The sequence below is a fragment of the Anaerofustis butyriciformans genome (genome assembly GCF_036289385.1).
Classification (GTDB): Bacteria; Bacillota; Clostridia; order Eubacteriales; family Anaerofustaceae; genus Anaerofustis; species Anaerofustis butyriciformans.
The window spans coordinates 367594-383382 of record NZ_JAYFFH010000001.1 but is presented as its reverse complement, the minus strand read 5'-3'; the positions used below and the strand labels follow the sequence as shown (position 1 = coordinate 383382).

Below are 15789 nucleotides of genomic sequence, written 5' to 3'. Positions count from 1 at the left end.
TTTTTTATTTTAAAATATTTTTGACTTCTTTATAAATATCTTTTTGTTTTAAAATAAATTCTTCATCTTCGGTTGAATAATATTCTTCTAAATTTATATAATCTTTTAAATATGGATACTTTAATTTTTGAGCATTATAATTTACTTTAAACATTGGGATTTTTCCTTGAATATTAAGTATATTTTCACCTTCCTTTTGATATAAATACTCCATAAAATTTTTTATTACCGTTTCTTTTGATTCATCTTTTGTATTTAACAGATAATAACTTTTTACATTTTGCATAAAGTTTACTTTTTTTGTTTCATAAGGGTAGGGATATACTTCAAACTCAAAAGCATTTTCCTTGTCTTTTGTTCTTATTAAATAATTCACATCATCCATATTTCCTGCATATATCATTGTTTTAGAATTGTATAAGTCATAATGAACATCTTCTTCGCTTTTCTTAGTTTTTAAACAATTATATCCCTTAAGTTCTTTTTTTAATGTTTCAAGTTTTTTATATCCTATATTTTCGTATCCGTTATCAAGAATAAAATTCATATATGAAAAGTTATCTTCGTCTACAATCATATCAAAGGGTATTTTTTCTTTTTTTGTATCCTTTTCTTTTATTTCTCTGATTAGGTTTATAAAAGTATTGTAACTCCAATCTTTACTAGGAAGGTTTATTCCCATTTCTTCAAAGGCGGTTTTGTTTATTATTATAACGTTAAAAGAACCATATAACGGAAATATACATCTTTCTTCCTCTTCTTTTATTTTTTTTATACCGTAGGTTTCTTTCATATATTTTACAAATTCTTTATCGTACATAATATTGTCTGTTTTTGTTATGGTATTTTCAATGTATTTACTTATTATGTCAGGGTGATTTTCACTTTGTGCTTTTTCGTTTGCAAGTGTCTTTGCGCCTTCAAAAGAAAGTTCCCTAAGTTCTATTTGTAATAATTCGCTTTCCTCTTCAAAGTTATATATGGCGTTGTTTATAAAACCATAGCTGCTTCCTATAACGCTTCTTGTGGGGCTGTCCCATAGATTAATAAGTCCTTGATATGTTTTTGTCTGTTCTTTATTTATAAACTTATCTATATAAATATCTCTAATATAAAATTTATACGTAAATATTAATATTATAAGTAAAACAGCACTTACAAGCCTAAAGCTTAGTTTCTTTCTTTTGTTTCTTTTCATTTCTTATTTCCCTATATTTTTCTTTTGTTGCAATTCCGCCTCGTATATGTCTTTGTTCTTTGTTTATTTCTATAATATCTCTTACTTTTTTATATAATGATATATCGATTTTATTTAGCCTTTTTGATAAATCGTTATGTACGGTGCTTTTACTTACTTTAAAAATATCTGCACACTTTCTTATTGTGGATTTATTATCTACAATATAATTTGCTTCTTTAATAACTCTTGTTTTTATATTATCTAACATACCTTTTTCCTCACTTAATTAAAAGTTATGTTTTTTTTATAAATATATGATTAAAATAAAAAAAATTTTTGAGTAATAAAGAACGGTTTATTATGCTTTGTCCTTAACATTAAATTATTTTAGATACATATAAATAAACATAGAATAAAAGGGAAGAGATGGTTTTATGAAAAATAAAGTTATATCGATTATTTTATGTGTATTTGTTTTACTTGTATCTTTTTTTAGTCTGCCTAAACAAAAAAATGTAGAGGCCTTTAGTATAAATTCAAAGGCATATGCGGTTTTGGAGTGCAGCACAAATAGGCTTTTATATTCCAAAAATAAAGACGAAAAACTCCCTATGGCTTCAACAACAAAGGTTATGACCGCCGTTTTAGCTTTGGAAAAAGGAAGCTTAAATGACATTGTTGAAATAAAAAAGGAATATACAGGAATTGAGGGAACAAGTATATATTTAAAGGAAGGGGAAAAATTAACCCTTGAAGATTTACTACACGGAATGATGCTTGTATCTGGTAATGATGCAGCAGTTGCGGTAGCTTATCATATTGGAGGTTCAATAGAAGGATTTGCCAAAATGATGAATGAAAAAGCAAAAGAATTGGGAATGAAAAATACTAACTTTAAAAATCCAAACGGACTTCCTGACGATGAACATTATACTACCGCTTATGATTTTGCACTTCTTGCATCATATGCCATGAAAAATGAAAATTTCGTAAAAATAATAAATGATAAAAAGTGGAGTATGTCATATGAGGGAAAAGAGAACGGTAGAGTAATATATAACAGAAACAAACTTTTAAATAGTTTTGATGGTTCAAATGGTGTAAAGACAGGATATACAAAAAAGGCAGGGAAGTGTTTTGTTTTTGCTGCTAAGAGAAATGATATGCAGGTTGTGGGGGTAGTATTAAAAAGTGCAGATCATTACACAGACAGTAAAAATTTACTTGATATGTCTTTTAGTAATTATAAAATGGAAAAAATTATCGAAAAAGGTGAATACATAAAAACTCTGCCTCTTAAAAACAGCAAAAAAGGTATTACAAAACTTACTGCAGAAAATGATATATATTTTCCCTTAAAAGATGGAGAAAAGTACAAAGTTGATTATAAGAAAGTGTATAACTCAGGAAGTGATAATTACATATTAAATTACAGCGTTAATGTTAATAATGAAACTTATTCTTACAGTGAACATTTAGCACATAAAAATGCTAATAAAGGTATATTTTACAAATTTACAAATATTTTTAAGAATTTTGTTGGACTTTAATATATTAATTTGCATTATTTTGTCTTAAAATATATAATATACGAAATAAAACTTATAAATAAAGAGGGAATAAAATGTATAACGAAAATTATATAGATTTTGCAAAAGGTAAAAATTTTTTACGTGCATCTTCTGCTATATTTATATTTGCATGTATTCAAAATGTGCTTACAGGGCTTTTTATGTTATTTGGATATATAACAATGATTTTTGATATTGTATATCAAAATGAAGCTATAATATACTGCATTGCCGGTATATTCTTTTTAGTAATAGGTATAATAGAAGGATACTGTGCATATTTGGGTTTTAAAAATGCAAAAGTAACTGATGAAGAGGTTATGTCAAAATGTAAATTTTGGGCTATAATAAGCCTTATCTGCATAATTTTAGATACATTTGTTTCTCTTTTAATTTTGGAAAGAATATATACTACTGCAATACTCATTGCAGCCCCTATTATTTTTATAAAAGGTGCAAATAAAAACATACATACAAAAAAAATGTATCAAGAAAATATTTTTGTAAATCCTTATTCTAAGGAAAATCAAGTTAATATAAACGAAACAAATCAATCTGAAAATAACGAAAATAATAAAATTTTATAAAGGTGTTGTTTATATTGTATTTATGAAGTATACTGTCTTAAAGAAAGAGAGGTAACATAATGGAAAGTAAAGCAAAAGGTGCTACACTTTTAAAAGTAACAAGTATAATCATATTAATTATTGGAATTATCGCTTTGGCATTTAATGTTTTGGGCCTTTTTGGGATAATTGCATTAGACCTTTTAACTATATTTTATATTGTTTGGGCATTTATATATCCTATTACTTGGATTTTAACGGGATTAAAAGGTAAAAAAAATGCAAATAGTACTGATGAAAAAGATATTAAAGATTGTTTTAAATGGGGAATAATTTTAATTCTTGTAATAATTTTGGATTATGGAATAGGATATATTATAAATGGTTTATATGGAGTATCTGTATTTTCTTTAATTAGATTTATATTTCCTATTTTATATTTAGTTGGTGTAAACCAAAATAAAAAATCAATAGATTCTAATGATTTTAATAACTAAAAATTAAACGGTCAATTGACCGTTTTTTTTATTTGATTTGTTTTATTAAATATTTTTAAAGTTTAGATTATTTTAATTTAAAAAATAAACATTATTGATATAAATTATTTTAAATGATAGTTTAGTTATTATGTATAAAAAGGAGGGTAAAAATATGAATATTAACGCTAGGGGAAAAAGATATCTTAAAGGGGCTGGCATTGTAATGATTATAGTTGCTGCCATAAACTTTATTTATTCACTCCAATATATATTAGATTTTAATATATTTGTTTTATGGGGTATTTGTTATTCTGTTATATATATGGTTACTGGAATATATGGTGTGAAAAATGCAAAGTGTACTGATAAAAAATAATGAATGTATGTATGTATTATTTTAGCTTCAGCTGTTTTGCTTTTTGTCGTTATGGATAATGTTTTATCTATTTTTTAGTTGGTATTGAAAATACTCCTACGAATATAGGAAGTAAGATTGTTTTTCCTATACTTTATATTATTGGAGCAAATAAAAATAAAAATACAAAAGATATTGATTTTTAAAAATATTTATAAAAATGTTAAATTTAAAAAATGTTTTTATATATTTGACTAAATTGATTGTATATATTTAATTATAATTTGAAATATATATTATTTATTTATAAAATGAGAATTAAATTTTTATATTATTATATAAATAATACATAATAAATATATATATTACTTATTATTTTTATTTAATTGGACTAAAGGTAAAAAATATTGTTCCATCTTTTTTTTCTTCTAAGGAATATATTGCTTTTTCATCTTTATATTCGCTTTTAAAGTTTCCTATTCCATTTTTTTCATAATCATACTCAGTGTATAAAAGATTATCCCACATTTTTGATTCTTCTTCAAAGGTATAATTATCTAGTCCCCATATACTTGCATATACGATACTAATATACGTATCAAACTTATCATATGCACTATCTTGAGCTTCCTTTGAACCCTTTAACCAATTGTAGGAGATAACAATTTTTTCTATTTTTTTACCATTTTCAGAGGTATATATTTGATACGAAAAATTTGTATTATTATTTACTTCTTCATAATATCCTTTTTCTTCGTTAAACTTAAAATCTCCTAATTTTCCTATGTCATATTCATCAATATACTCATTATAATAGTTATTCATATAATACTTTTGTAAATCAATGAAAGAATTAGGGGAAATTTTAAAATACTCATCAGATGATATCCCATTTTCAATATATGATTTATATCCTTTTTCATAAGAAGAAAAGAATAGTGTTACTGCAACGCCTATAGCTGTAAATAAAAAGATAAACGCAATTAATAAAATTTTTAAATTTTTCTTGTTTTCTTTTTTTATTTTTTCCATTTCTTCAACTGATTTAAAAATATATGGATTAGTAAAATCGTTATAACTTGGCTTTATTTCATCTATATTTTTTTCTGTTTTGGTATCATGAGTATTATCTTCAACTATATTATCTTTTTTAATATTAAATTCGCCCTGTTCCTTTTCACTATGCTTTATAGGGGTATGATTTTTTAATAAGTTTTCATTATCATTTATGTTTTCTTTATTTGTATTTTCTTCTAAATTTTCTTCTTTATTTACAACAAATTCGCCTTGTTCTTCTGTTATCTCAGGTTCTTCTTTATTCGTTTCTTTATTTATAATGAATTCGCCTTTTTCATTATTTAAAGAAAAGTTATTATTGTTGTCTTCTCCCATACTTTCCTCCTCATTTTATAAAACAATTTACTTATATTTAAATTATATCATATAAAAATTTAAATTAATAAAACAAATAAAATAGCAGAATGTATATATTTTAAATATTTTAGTAAAAATTTATTATATAAACCCCAATTTAATAATAAAGAGAAAAATATGAGAGAGAAAATATTTAAAATAGTTTATAAGCCTACAGATGAATATTATATTCAAAGTAAAATGTACGATTTATTTATTTGTTTAATAATAATACTTTCAATGATACCGTTATGTTTTAAAACAAATAATAAAGTTTTTTATGTTATTGATATCATTTGTTTTATTGTATTTTTTATAGATTATGTTTTAAGGTTTATAACTGCAGATTATAAGCTTGAAAAAGGTAAATTATCGTTTATACTTTATCCTTTTACATTTTTGGCAATAATTGATTTGATTTCAATGCTTCCCGTACTGTACTTATTAAATGATTCGTTAAAGATGTTTAGGTTGTTTAGAATATTTAAAACTTGTACTTTGCTTAGAAGTTTTAGATATTCAAAAAATATAAAAATCGTATTTAATGCAGTAAAAAAAGAAAAAGATATATTAACTTCTATTTTATTTTTTGCCTTTGGATATATATTGTTTTCTGCTTTTTTTATGTTTAACGTTGAACCGGGTACTTTTGATAATTTTTTTGAAGCAATATATTGGGCAACTTCTGCTCTTACAACAATAGGTTATGGAGATATTTATCCTGTTACTTTTTTAGGAAGAATTGTAAGTATTATTTCTTCGTTTTTCGGTATTGCAATAATAGCCTTGCCGTCAGGAATTATAACGGCAGCATTCATTAATGAATTTATGCACCAAAAGGGAAGTGATGAGTAATTTAACTTTTTTAAAATAATAAGCATTTTGATTTTATTTATCTTTTATGTTATATTAAAATTAATAACTGGTTATAACGGGTTATAATGAGAGGTGAACATTATGAATAACATTATAGACAGAAATGATCCCAAACCTTTGTATCTTCAACTTGAAGAATTAATAAGAGGAAATATTGAAAAAGGAATATGGAAAGTAAATACAAAAGTTCCGTCAGAAGCAGAACTTATGAAAGAATATGATTTAAGTAGAATTACCGTAAGAAATGCCTGTAATCACCTTGTCAAAGAAGGTGTTTTATATAGGGTTACGGGGAAAGGTACTTTTGTTGCAAACCCAAAAATAATGACCACATCTCTTGCATACATGGGTTTTAGAGAACAGCTTGAACGAATGGGGTATAAGACAACAACAAAACTACTAAAAAAAGAAATAATAAAAGCGGGAATAAACATTGCATCTCACCTAGGAATAAAAGAAAATGATGACGTTATATTCATAAAAAGGCTTCGTCTTGCTGAAGGTGAACCTATAAGTCTTCACTATTCATATTTGCCTTATAATAAATTTAAAGAAATATGGGAATGTGATGAACTGGAAAGTAAACAGCTTTGTGTTTTAATAGAAGAAAAGTACGAAATAAAACCAAATAAAGTTTTGGAAACATTGGAATCAATGACCTCTACCGAAGATGTAAGCGCAATTTTTGAAACAGGAAGCGGATATCCTCTTTTAATTCTTGAAGATGTAATGTATGATGCCTTTAAAAAGCCTTATGAATACTCAAAAGTAATATTCAGAGGTGATAAGGTTAAACTTAGATATGAATTTTTATAAGGAGTGTACTGATGAAAAGTGATTTTAAACTTGATTATAAAAAGGAATATAAAGATTTATATATGCCAAAGAAAACTCCAAGTATTATAGAAGTTCCCAAAATGAATTTTATAATGGTAAAAGGTAAGGGTAATCCAAACACTTCAATAGAATATAAAAATGCAATGGAAATTCTTTATGGTCTTTCTTTTACTATAAAGATGAGTAAAATGAGCAAGGATCCTTCAGATAAGATAGATGGGTATTTTGAATATGTCGTTCCACCTCTTGAAGGTTTTTGGTGGGTTGAAGATGAGTATTTTGACGGATTAAATATAACGAATAAAGATGATTTATGCTGGTATTCAATGATACGACAACCTGAATTTGTTACAAAAGAAGTTTTCGAAAGAGCTAAGGAAAAATTTAAGAAAAAGAATAATGATGTTGATTTTTCGAATACATTTTTTAAGGAAATAGAAGAAGGCTTATGTGTTCAAATTATGCATATGGGTTCTTATGATGACGAAAAATTTTCAATTGAGAAAATGAATTCTTTTATTGAAAAAGAAGGGTATAAAAACGATTTTTCAAAAGAAAGATTGCACCATGAAATATATTTATCTGACCCAAGAAGAGTAAAGAATATAAATAATTTAAAAACGGTAATTCGCCATCCAATAAAGAAATAAAACGTCCCAAAAAGCGGACGTTTTTTAATAAAAAATAAAGAAAATATTAATAATTTTATAATTTGTTAGTATATAATATTTCTTTTATTTTATTAAATTTTGTGATATCATTAAAAGGAATGAAAATAAGGTAGGAATTATATGAAAAAGAAAATATTAACTTTTTTTATGACATTATTAATATTAATAACAAACCTTTCTACTCCGGTATTTGGGTTTAATTCCTATGAGGAATATTATAATACTACGTACTTGTATAGTTTGAAAATTCCTAAAGATATAAAAAACGTTGTAATGGATAGTAATTTGTCTGTTGTAACCATACCTTATGAGGATCAGATTAGACTTGAAATTCACGTTGAAAAAGTAGAGGATCTTATTGGTGAAGATGTAATTGAAAAAAATAAAATCAAAGACCCTGATAAGATTAATATAAAGAGTGATATTGTAGAAAATACATATGGCAATGATTCATATATGCAGCAAAATGCTGTTAACATTGCAAAGAAGTTTACATCAACTCCAACTGTAACAAAAGTTGAAAATTGCAAAATAGACAGAAGAAACGGATATAAAATATATTATAATTCAAAACTTACCGGTGCTGATGGTGAAGAGTTAACGGGACATGGAATGATTATGTTTACCATTGACCATGGTGACGTATATTACTTTGTTTTTACTGATAATTCTTTGAGAGAAGAGAATATAGATGATTATGATTTCTTTGATAAAGCAATAAATTCAATAAATCTTGAAGACTTTGATTATACACCGTTTATTCTAATTGGAATATTATGTGCTATTTTGTATGTTCTTTTAATGACATTATATTTAAAAGCCGAAAGAAGAGCAGAACAAAGAAAAGAACGTAAAAGAAGAGAAAAAGAACTTAAAAAGAAAAGAGCTCTTGGTTTGGAACCTATAAGCCATGATGATGATTACGAATATTATGATGAAATTGTTATTGAAGAAGCTGATGAAGACGAAGAAGTTGACGGTGAAAGTGTATTTACAGTAGAACAAATCATGAAATTATATCCAAGCTTAAAGGATATCAAAATTGTACCAAAAGAAAACGGTACGGCAGATATTGTTTCTAATGGTGAATTAAACGGAAATATTATCGATTATAAAGAAATAGAAAAAGACTTGGATAATAAGATAAAATCTTCTAAAGAAGAAGATAAGAAAGAAGAAAGTGAAAATGTCAACATCGGTAATGTAGCCGCAATGACAAAAATTAAAGACGAAAGCGAATTTTACGAATTTGAAAATGAAAATGACGTAAAAGAAGAAATCGGCTTTGAACTTGTAAATAATTCAGAAAATCATGTAAGCAAAGCAACATTAATTGATCAAGATTATGACAATGATGAAGAAAGCTTTGTATTTGAAGATGTTGATGAAGAGTTATATGAAGCAAAGAGGGATAAAAACCTTAATTTAACTTTTGAACAACCAAGCAATAAAGAATCTGTAAATGTTGAAGAATTTGGGGAAGATATTGAAAACATTAAAGATGAAAATACTTCTATAAGTGAAGAAGAAATTTTTGAAGATGTTTTTGATAATAGTGATGAAGTTAGTGAAGATACTGGTAACTCTGATGAAGTTATATTAGATAATGTATCAAAAGAAGAAATAGAATCTGTTTATGATGAAGTATATAAGGAAAATGAGTTTGAAGAAACTATAAAAGAAATTACAGAAGAAACAGATGATGATGTTACTGATATTAAAGAAGAAGATGGATTATCAGATATAAACGAAAATAAAGAAGCTGACAATTTATATTTAAATGATAAAGAAGATATATCTGAAGAAGTTAATAAAGAATCAAAAGATGTTTCTGATGAAGATTTAGAAGAAACAGAAGAAATTGATGTAACAAAAGAAGATATGCCAATAGATGAAGGAGAAACTTCTGATGATGTTAAACAGGATGAACAAGATTTTCATTTAGAAAATGAGGATAATAAGGAAGCTTCTTATGAAGAGGAAAGTTCTTCAATTGATGAACAAGATGATGAAAAGTTAAATACTGACAACGCTGAAGTTTTAGACGAAAGTGAAAATGTACAACATGATACTTTAGAAGAAACTTCTGATGAACAATTAGAAGAAAATAAAGAAACTGAAATAGTAGAGGAAATTGAATCAGAAGAATCTAATGAAGAAGTTTCTAAAGAAAATGACAAAGAACAAGAAGACTTGAAAGATGACATCGAAGAAACTAAAGAAGAAAATGAAGATGTTGAAACACAGAAAAATGAAGCTTTAGATGATGAAGTATCAAGTGAAGAAGTTGTAAATACGTCAGATGAAGAAACTTCTGATGTAGAAGAGCTTGATGAAAATATACATGAAAATGAAGTCTTTGATGAAGTATCAAATGAAGAAATTGAAAGCACTAATGAAGTAGAACAGCTTGAAGAAGAAAAACAGCAAGTTATTGATGATAAAGAAAATGATATTTCAGACAGTGAAGAAAGTTCAAATGATGAAACTTCAAGGGAAATAAATGAAGTAGAGGAAGAAGAAATTTCAAGTACTGATAATATGGATTCTTCATTGGAAGAATATACAGAAGATGAACAATCTGAAAATGAGACTGATAGTAACAATATAGAAGATATCACTGAATCTAGCGAAGAAAAAGAAGATATAGATTATATTGATATCTCCAACGATGAGGATAATGAAAAATCAGATAATGAAGAAGATGCTATCAGTAAATCAGATAAGAAAGAAAAATAATAACTTGTTATAAAAAGCACGGCTTATTGCCGTGTTTTTTTATTTAATACTATTAATTTATAATTTTTTGTAGTAAAATATATTTGAATTGTTTTTAAGGGGGTAAATATGGCTACAAGTAAAGCTTGTCTTGAGTGTGCAAGAAGGAGATATACAAAATATGCAAATAAGCATATACCTGAAGAAAAAAGAGAAGATTATTTTGAAGAAGTAACAAAAGCTGTAAATGCGGCTTCTTATCAAGAATTAGAATCGGCTTGGGAAAGAGTAACGAGAAAATTTATGAAAACAGACGATATTCATAAAGAATCAAGAGAAAAATTCCAAAAATGTATTTTAGATATGAAAGATGATATCGAAAGTATGTTAAACGAAAGCGATGATGTTATCAATGATGCCATTAAATTTGCCATCGCAGGTAATGTTATTGATTTTGCTACAATGCCGAATTTAACACTTGATGATTTAAAAAGTATTATTAATGATGTAAAAAAATATAAGTTTGATGAAGAACTTTATAAAATTTTTACAAAAGATTTGGAAAATGCAAAGGAAATAGTTATTCTTCTTGATAACGTTGGAGAAGTTGTTTTGGATGCTCTTTTATGTAAGAAATTAAAAGAAGTTTATCCTGATAAACATATTACTGTTGTTCCTGCATCTTATCCTATTTCAAGTGATGCTACACCTAAAGAAGCATACGAAGCCGGAATGGCAGATTATGCGGATATAGTTCCAAACGGGAATGATATCGTAGGTACATATTTACCTAAATGTTCAAAAGAGTGTATTGAAGTACTTGATAATGCTGACATAATAATTTCAAAAGGTATGGCAAACTTTGAAGTTATGTCTGGAAGTAAGTATAATGTATATTACTTTTTCTTATGTAAATGCAGATTTTACTGCGAAGCTCTTGACGCTGAATTGATGCAAGAGATGTTTATAAGCGACAGACACTCAAACGTTAAAGACAGAATGGAAAAAACATGGAAGGAATTGGGAAGAGTAGATGAATAAAAGAAAACAAGTTGCAAATGAATTAGTTGAATTAATGGAAAAAGTTGATGACAAACAAGTTGAAGAATTTAAAACAATAATTGAAAATTCTAACAGAATATTTACAGCAGGAATGGGCAGAAGCGGTTTTATGATGAGAGGTTTTGCCATGAGACTTATGCATATGGGATATAAAACATATGTTGTAGGTGAAACAACAACACCTGCTATTTTAGAAGGCGATTTACTTGTTTTAGGTTCAGGTTCAGGTAAAACATCAAGCCTTGTTGCAATGGCAAAAAAAGCAAAAGAAATGGGAGCTAAAATTGCTCTTATCTCTTCAAATGATAAAGAAGGTATTGCAGAAGTTGCAGACTGTATCGTAAAAATTGAAACACAAGCAAAAGATAAATCAGACAGCGGAAAATCAATACAACCAATGGGAACACTTTTTGAACAAGCTTTATTATTGATTTGTGATTCTGTTATTTTAGATTTAATGGAAGATATTGATACAGACGGAGCTGAAATGTATAAAAACCACGCTAACTTAGAATAATTTATAAACTGTATTTAAAACGTCTCTATAATTTAGAGGCGTTTTTTTATATCTTTATTAAAACAAGTCAATAATAAAAAGTAAAATATTTATTAAATTTATACTTAATAATAATATTTAAAAAGTAAATATGATATAATAACAAAAAGGAGAAGAAAGATGAACATTACAAACGAAAACATGATTTTAATTTGGCTTATACTTTTGGTTGCCTTTACCGTAGTTGAACTTGCTACAACCCAGCTTGTTTCTATTTGGTTTGCTGGAGGAAGTCTTGTTGCACTTATTTTAAATTTCAGCGGATTTCAAATTGTAACACAAGTTATAGTGTTTTTTATTGTTTCGGTTGTTTTACTGCTTATCACTTATCCTCTATATCATAAATATATAAAAAAGGATATAGTTCATTTAAACGCAAACAGTTTAATTGGAGAAAATGGAGTTGTGATAGTTGAAATAAACAATATGGATGCAGTAGGACAGGTAAAGATAAAAGGACAAGTTTGGTCAGCGAAAAGTTTAAATGGTGAAATAATAAAAGAAAACAAAGAGGTTAAAGTCGAAAAAATAGAAGGTGTACATCTTATTGTAAAAAACATAGACTAAAGGAGGGATAAAAATGTTTGGTTTTATATTATTTGTACTACTTATAATTCTGCTTATGGCACTTCTTATTGCAAACGTCAAAATCGTTGCACAGTCTTATGCTTATGTTATTGAAAGACTTGGTTCATATTATACAACATGGCAAACGGGACTTCATATTAAAATACCTTTTATCGAGGTTATTGCAAAGAAAGTTTCTTTAAAAGAACAAGTAATTGATTTCCCGCCACAACCGGTTATTACAAAAGATAACGTAACAATGCAGATTGATACTGTTGTTTATTTTCAAATAACAGACCCTAAACTTTATACTTACGGAGTTGAAAGACCTATTCAAGCTATTGAAGTTTTAACTGCAACAACTCTTAGAAATATAATAGGGGAAATGGAACTTGATGAAACATTAACAAGCCGTGACGTTGTAAATTCAAAACTTAGAGTTATTCTTGATGAAGCAACTGACCCTTGGGGAATTAAAGTAAACAGAGTTGAACTTAAAAACATTTTACCGCCAAGAGAAATACAAGACGCAATGGAAAAACAAATGAAAGCAGAAAGAGAAAGAAGAGAAAGTATTCTTAGAGCGGAAGGTGAAAAGAAAAGTGCAATTCTTATAGCAGAAGGTGAAAAAGAAGCTAAAATTCTTAGTGCAGAGGCTGCAAAAGAAGCTGCAATTTTACAAGCTGAAGCAGAAAAACAAAGTAAAATTAAAATTGCAGAAGGGGACGCTGAAGCTGTTATCAGAATTCAACAAGCAAATGCAGAAGGTATCAGAATGATTAACGAAGCAAAAGCAACAAAAGAATATCTTGCTTTAAAATCAATGGATACATTCAGCGAAGTTTCAAAAGGAAGAGCAACAAAGATTATTGTTCCTTCAGAAATTCAAAACTTATCAGGTCTTCTTGCATCACTTAAAGAAACAGTAGACGATGAAAACATTGATAAAAAATAAATAAAATAAGGTGATATGAATGGGAAAAAAAGTTCTTGTAATTAACGGTCCAAATTTGAACATGCTTGGAAGAAGAGAAAAGGATTTTTATGGGAGTGAAAATTATGAGTATCTTTGTGGTATTATAAATAAAAAAGCGAAAGAGCTAGGATATAATGTTGAAATATATCAATCAAACAGTGAAGGAAGCATAATAACAAAAATCCAACAAGCACTGGATGAATTTGATGACATTATCATTAATCCTGCTGCTTATACTCATACATCCGTAGGGATACTTGATGCGTTAAAAATGTTTAAAGGCAAAATAATTGAAGTCCATATAAGTGATATAAGTGAAAGAGAAGAGTTCAGAAAGCTTTCATATGTATCTTATGTGGCAACTGACAGAGTAATAGGAAAAGGCCTTAACGGTTATCTTATTGCCATGGATTTACTATAAATTATAAAAAACAGTGCTTTTGCACTGTTTTTTTGTAAAAAAAATCAAAAAATGTAAAAAATTTGCAACTTTTGTGAAAAAAGTATATTGTAGAGGTGAAGAAAACGTGTTATAATGGGGTCTCGTTAGTATTTATAAAATTTTAGGGAGGAACATAATGTTCGAGAAATTATTTAAACTTAATGCTAAAGGAACAAACGTTAAAACTGAACTTATCGCTGGTTTAACAACTTTCCTTACTATGGCTTATATTTTAGGTGTTAACCCTGGAATGTTAGCAGAAACCGGAATGGATTTTCAATCAGTATTTTTGGCTACTGCCATTTCATCAGGTATAGCAAGTGTTATTATGGGTCTACTTGCAAACTATCCAGTTGGATTAGCTCCTGGAATGGGGGTTAATGCTTTCTTTACATATACAGCTTGTTTAACTTTTGGATATACATGGCAAGAAGCTTTAGCAGCCGTTTTGATTTCAGGTATAATCTTCTTGATTATTTCTGTTACGGGAATTAGAAAAGCAATTATCAATTCTATTTCTAAAAACATGAAATTAGCTATTGGTGCAGGTATTGGATTCTTCATTGCATTTATCGGATTTAAAAATGCAGGTATTATTGTTGCTGATCCATCTACATATATTGCATTTGGCGATTTAACAAACCCAACTGTACTTCTTGCTTGTTTTGGTTTAATAGTAACTGTTGCATTACTTTGCAAAGGGGTTAATGCCGCAGTATTCTACGGAATGATTATCACTGCTGTTGTAGGTGTTGTTGCCGGATTATTTGGTGTAAGCGGAATGCCTGCACTTCCTCAAGGTGTTGTTTCATTCGATTTTACAATGCCAACATTTGCAGGATGTTTTAGTGGTTTATCTACTTTATTCACAAAACCATCATTTGTAATGATAATCTTCACATTCTTATTCATCGACTTCTTCGATACAGCAGGTACATTAGTTGCTGTTGGTAACAAAATCGGTTTAGTTGATGAAAACGGTGAAATGGAAAATATTGAAAAAGCTTTATTAGCAGATTCAATCGGTACATGTGTTGGTGCTGTTCTTGGTACATCAACAGTTACATCTTTCGTTGAATCAGGTTCTGGTGTTGCAGCAGGTGGTAGAACAGGTTTAACAGCTTGTACAACAGGTGTGTTATTCTTCTTATCAGTATTATTTATGCCACTTCTAACTGTTGTTAACTCAATTCAAGTTGGAGAATTATTCTTATCTCCAGTAACAAGTGCACCACTTATCATCGTTGGTGTTTTAATGGCTCAACAATTAAAAGAAATTGAATGGGAAGATATTGCAACTGCTGTTGCTGCATTTTTAACAATTATTACAATGGTTCTTTCTTACTCAATTTCAAATGGTATCGCTGTTGGTTTCCTTTTCTATGCAATATCTAAAGTATTTACAGGTAAAGCAAAAGAAATCAATGCAATTACATGGGTATTACTTGTTATATTTGTAATTTATCTTGCAATACTATAAGGATAATATATAAAAGACAGATACATTGTATCTGTCTTTT

17 protein-coding genes are annotated in these 15789 nt (G+C 27.6%); 14 read left to right on the top strand and 3 right to left on the bottom strand.

What is annotated here, in order from left to right:
- Positions 1-4 precede the first annotated feature (4 nt).
- Both V2W16_RS01920 and V2W16_RS01915 read right to left on the bottom strand, forming a co-directional pair.
- A complete protein-coding gene (locus tag V2W16_RS01920; RefSeq protein ID WP_329380527.1) occupies positions 5-1198 on the bottom strand; it encodes an extracellular solute-binding protein in 1194 nt (397 codons plus the stop codon).
- On the bottom strand, positions 1164-1448 hold the full coding sequence (locus V2W16_RS01915) for a sporulation transcriptional regulator SpoIIID (RefSeq protein ID WP_138268819.1): 285 nt from the start codon (positions 1446-1448) through the stop codon (positions 1164-1166). The genes V2W16_RS01920 and V2W16_RS01915 overlap by 35 nt, the downstream gene beginning before the upstream one ends.
- A 166-nt stretch (positions 1449-1614) precedes the next feature.
- Here V2W16_RS01915 and V2W16_RS01910 point away from each other — a divergent pair, with 166 nt between their 5' ends.
- The 4 genes from V2W16_RS01910 (at position 1615) to V2W16_RS01895 (ending at position 4172) form a co-directional block, all read left to right on the top strand.
- Positions 1615-2730, top strand: a complete 1116-nt coding sequence (locus V2W16_RS01910; RefSeq protein ID WP_329380521.1) for a D-alanyl-D-alanine carboxypeptidase family protein — start codon at positions 1615-1617, stop codon at positions 2728-2730.
- A 74-nt stretch (positions 2731-2804) separates the two neighbouring features.
- On the top strand, positions 2805-3338 hold the full coding sequence (locus V2W16_RS01905; RefSeq protein WP_329380518.1) for a hypothetical protein: 534 nt from the start codon (positions 2805-2807) through the stop codon (positions 3336-3338).
- Positions 3339-3397: 59 nt separating this feature from the next.
- A complete protein-coding gene (locus V2W16_RS01900) occupies positions 3398-3814 on the top strand; it encodes a hypothetical protein (protein ID WP_329380516.1) in 417 nt (138 codons plus the stop codon).
- Between the two features lie 154 nt (positions 3815-3968).
- Positions 3969-4172, top strand: a complete 204-nt coding sequence (locus V2W16_RS01895; RefSeq protein WP_329380513.1) for a hypothetical protein — start codon at positions 3969-3971, stop codon at positions 4170-4172.
- 357 nt (positions 4173-4529) lie between these two features.
- Here V2W16_RS01895 and V2W16_RS01890 read toward each other — a convergent pair whose 3' ends face one another.
- Entirely contained in the window at positions 4530-5543 is a 1014-nt protein-coding gene (locus V2W16_RS01890) for a hypothetical protein (RefSeq protein ID WP_329380510.1), read from the bottom strand.
- A gap of 159 nt (positions 5544-5702) precedes the next feature.
- Here V2W16_RS01890 and V2W16_RS01885 point away from each other — a divergent pair, with 159 nt between their 5' ends.
- From V2W16_RS01885 to V2W16_RS01840, 10 genes are all read left to right on the top strand, one after another.
- On the top strand, positions 5703-6419 hold the full coding sequence (locus tag V2W16_RS01885) for an ion transporter (protein WP_329380506.1): 717 nt from the start codon (positions 5703-5705) through the stop codon (positions 6417-6419).
- Between the two features lie 102 nt (positions 6420-6521).
- Positions 6522-7256: a GntR family transcriptional regulator gene (locus tag V2W16_RS01880; RefSeq protein WP_329380503.1), complete on the top strand. Its 735-nt coding sequence runs from the start codon at positions 6522-6524 to the stop codon at positions 7254-7256.
- 11 nt (positions 7257-7267) lie between these two features.
- Positions 7268-7927 carry a GyrI-like domain-containing protein gene (locus V2W16_RS01875; protein ID WP_253229306.1) on the top strand — a complete coding sequence of 220 codons (660 nt, stop codon included), beginning with the start codon at positions 7268-7270 and terminating at the stop codon, positions 7925-7927.
- 141 nt (positions 7928-8068) lie between these two features.
- Entirely contained in the window at positions 8069-10687 is a 2619-nt protein-coding gene (locus tag V2W16_RS01870) for a putative sodium/potassium/calcium exchanger (RefSeq protein ID WP_329380499.1), read from the top strand.
- A gap of 108 nt (positions 10688-10795) precedes the next feature.
- Complete coding sequence (locus tag V2W16_RS01865; RefSeq protein ID WP_329380496.1) at positions 10796-11707, top strand: damage-control phosphatase ARMT1 family protein; 912 nt, start codon at positions 10796-10798, stop codon at positions 11705-11707.
- On the top strand, positions 11700-12245 hold the full coding sequence (gene hxlB / locus V2W16_RS01860; RefSeq protein ID WP_329380493.1) for a 6-phospho-3-hexuloisomerase: 546 nt from the start codon (positions 11700-11702) through the stop codon (positions 12243-12245). The genes V2W16_RS01865 and hxlB overlap by 8 nt, the downstream gene beginning before the upstream one ends.
- Before the next feature lie 159 nt (positions 12246-12404).
- The gene (locus V2W16_RS01855) at positions 12405-12851 is read left to right on the top strand and encodes an NfeD family protein (RefSeq protein WP_138268995.1); all 447 of its coding nucleotides are present in this window, start codon (positions 12405-12407) and stop codon (positions 12849-12851) included.
- Between the two features lie 13 nt (positions 12852-12864).
- Positions 12865-13806: an SPFH domain-containing protein gene (locus tag V2W16_RS01850; protein WP_138268994.1), complete on the top strand. Its 942-nt coding sequence runs from the start codon at positions 12865-12867 to the stop codon at positions 13804-13806.
- A 19-nt stretch (positions 13807-13825) separates the two neighbouring features.
- A complete protein-coding gene (locus V2W16_RS01845; protein ID WP_138268993.1) occupies positions 13826-14248 on the top strand; it encodes a type II 3-dehydroquinate dehydratase in 423 nt (140 codons plus the stop codon).
- A gap of 157 nt (positions 14249-14405) precedes the next feature.
- Entirely contained in the window at positions 14406-15749 is a 1344-nt protein-coding gene (locus V2W16_RS01840) for an NCS2 family permease (RefSeq protein WP_329380488.1), read from the top strand.
- Positions 15750-15789 lie beyond the last annotated feature (40 nt).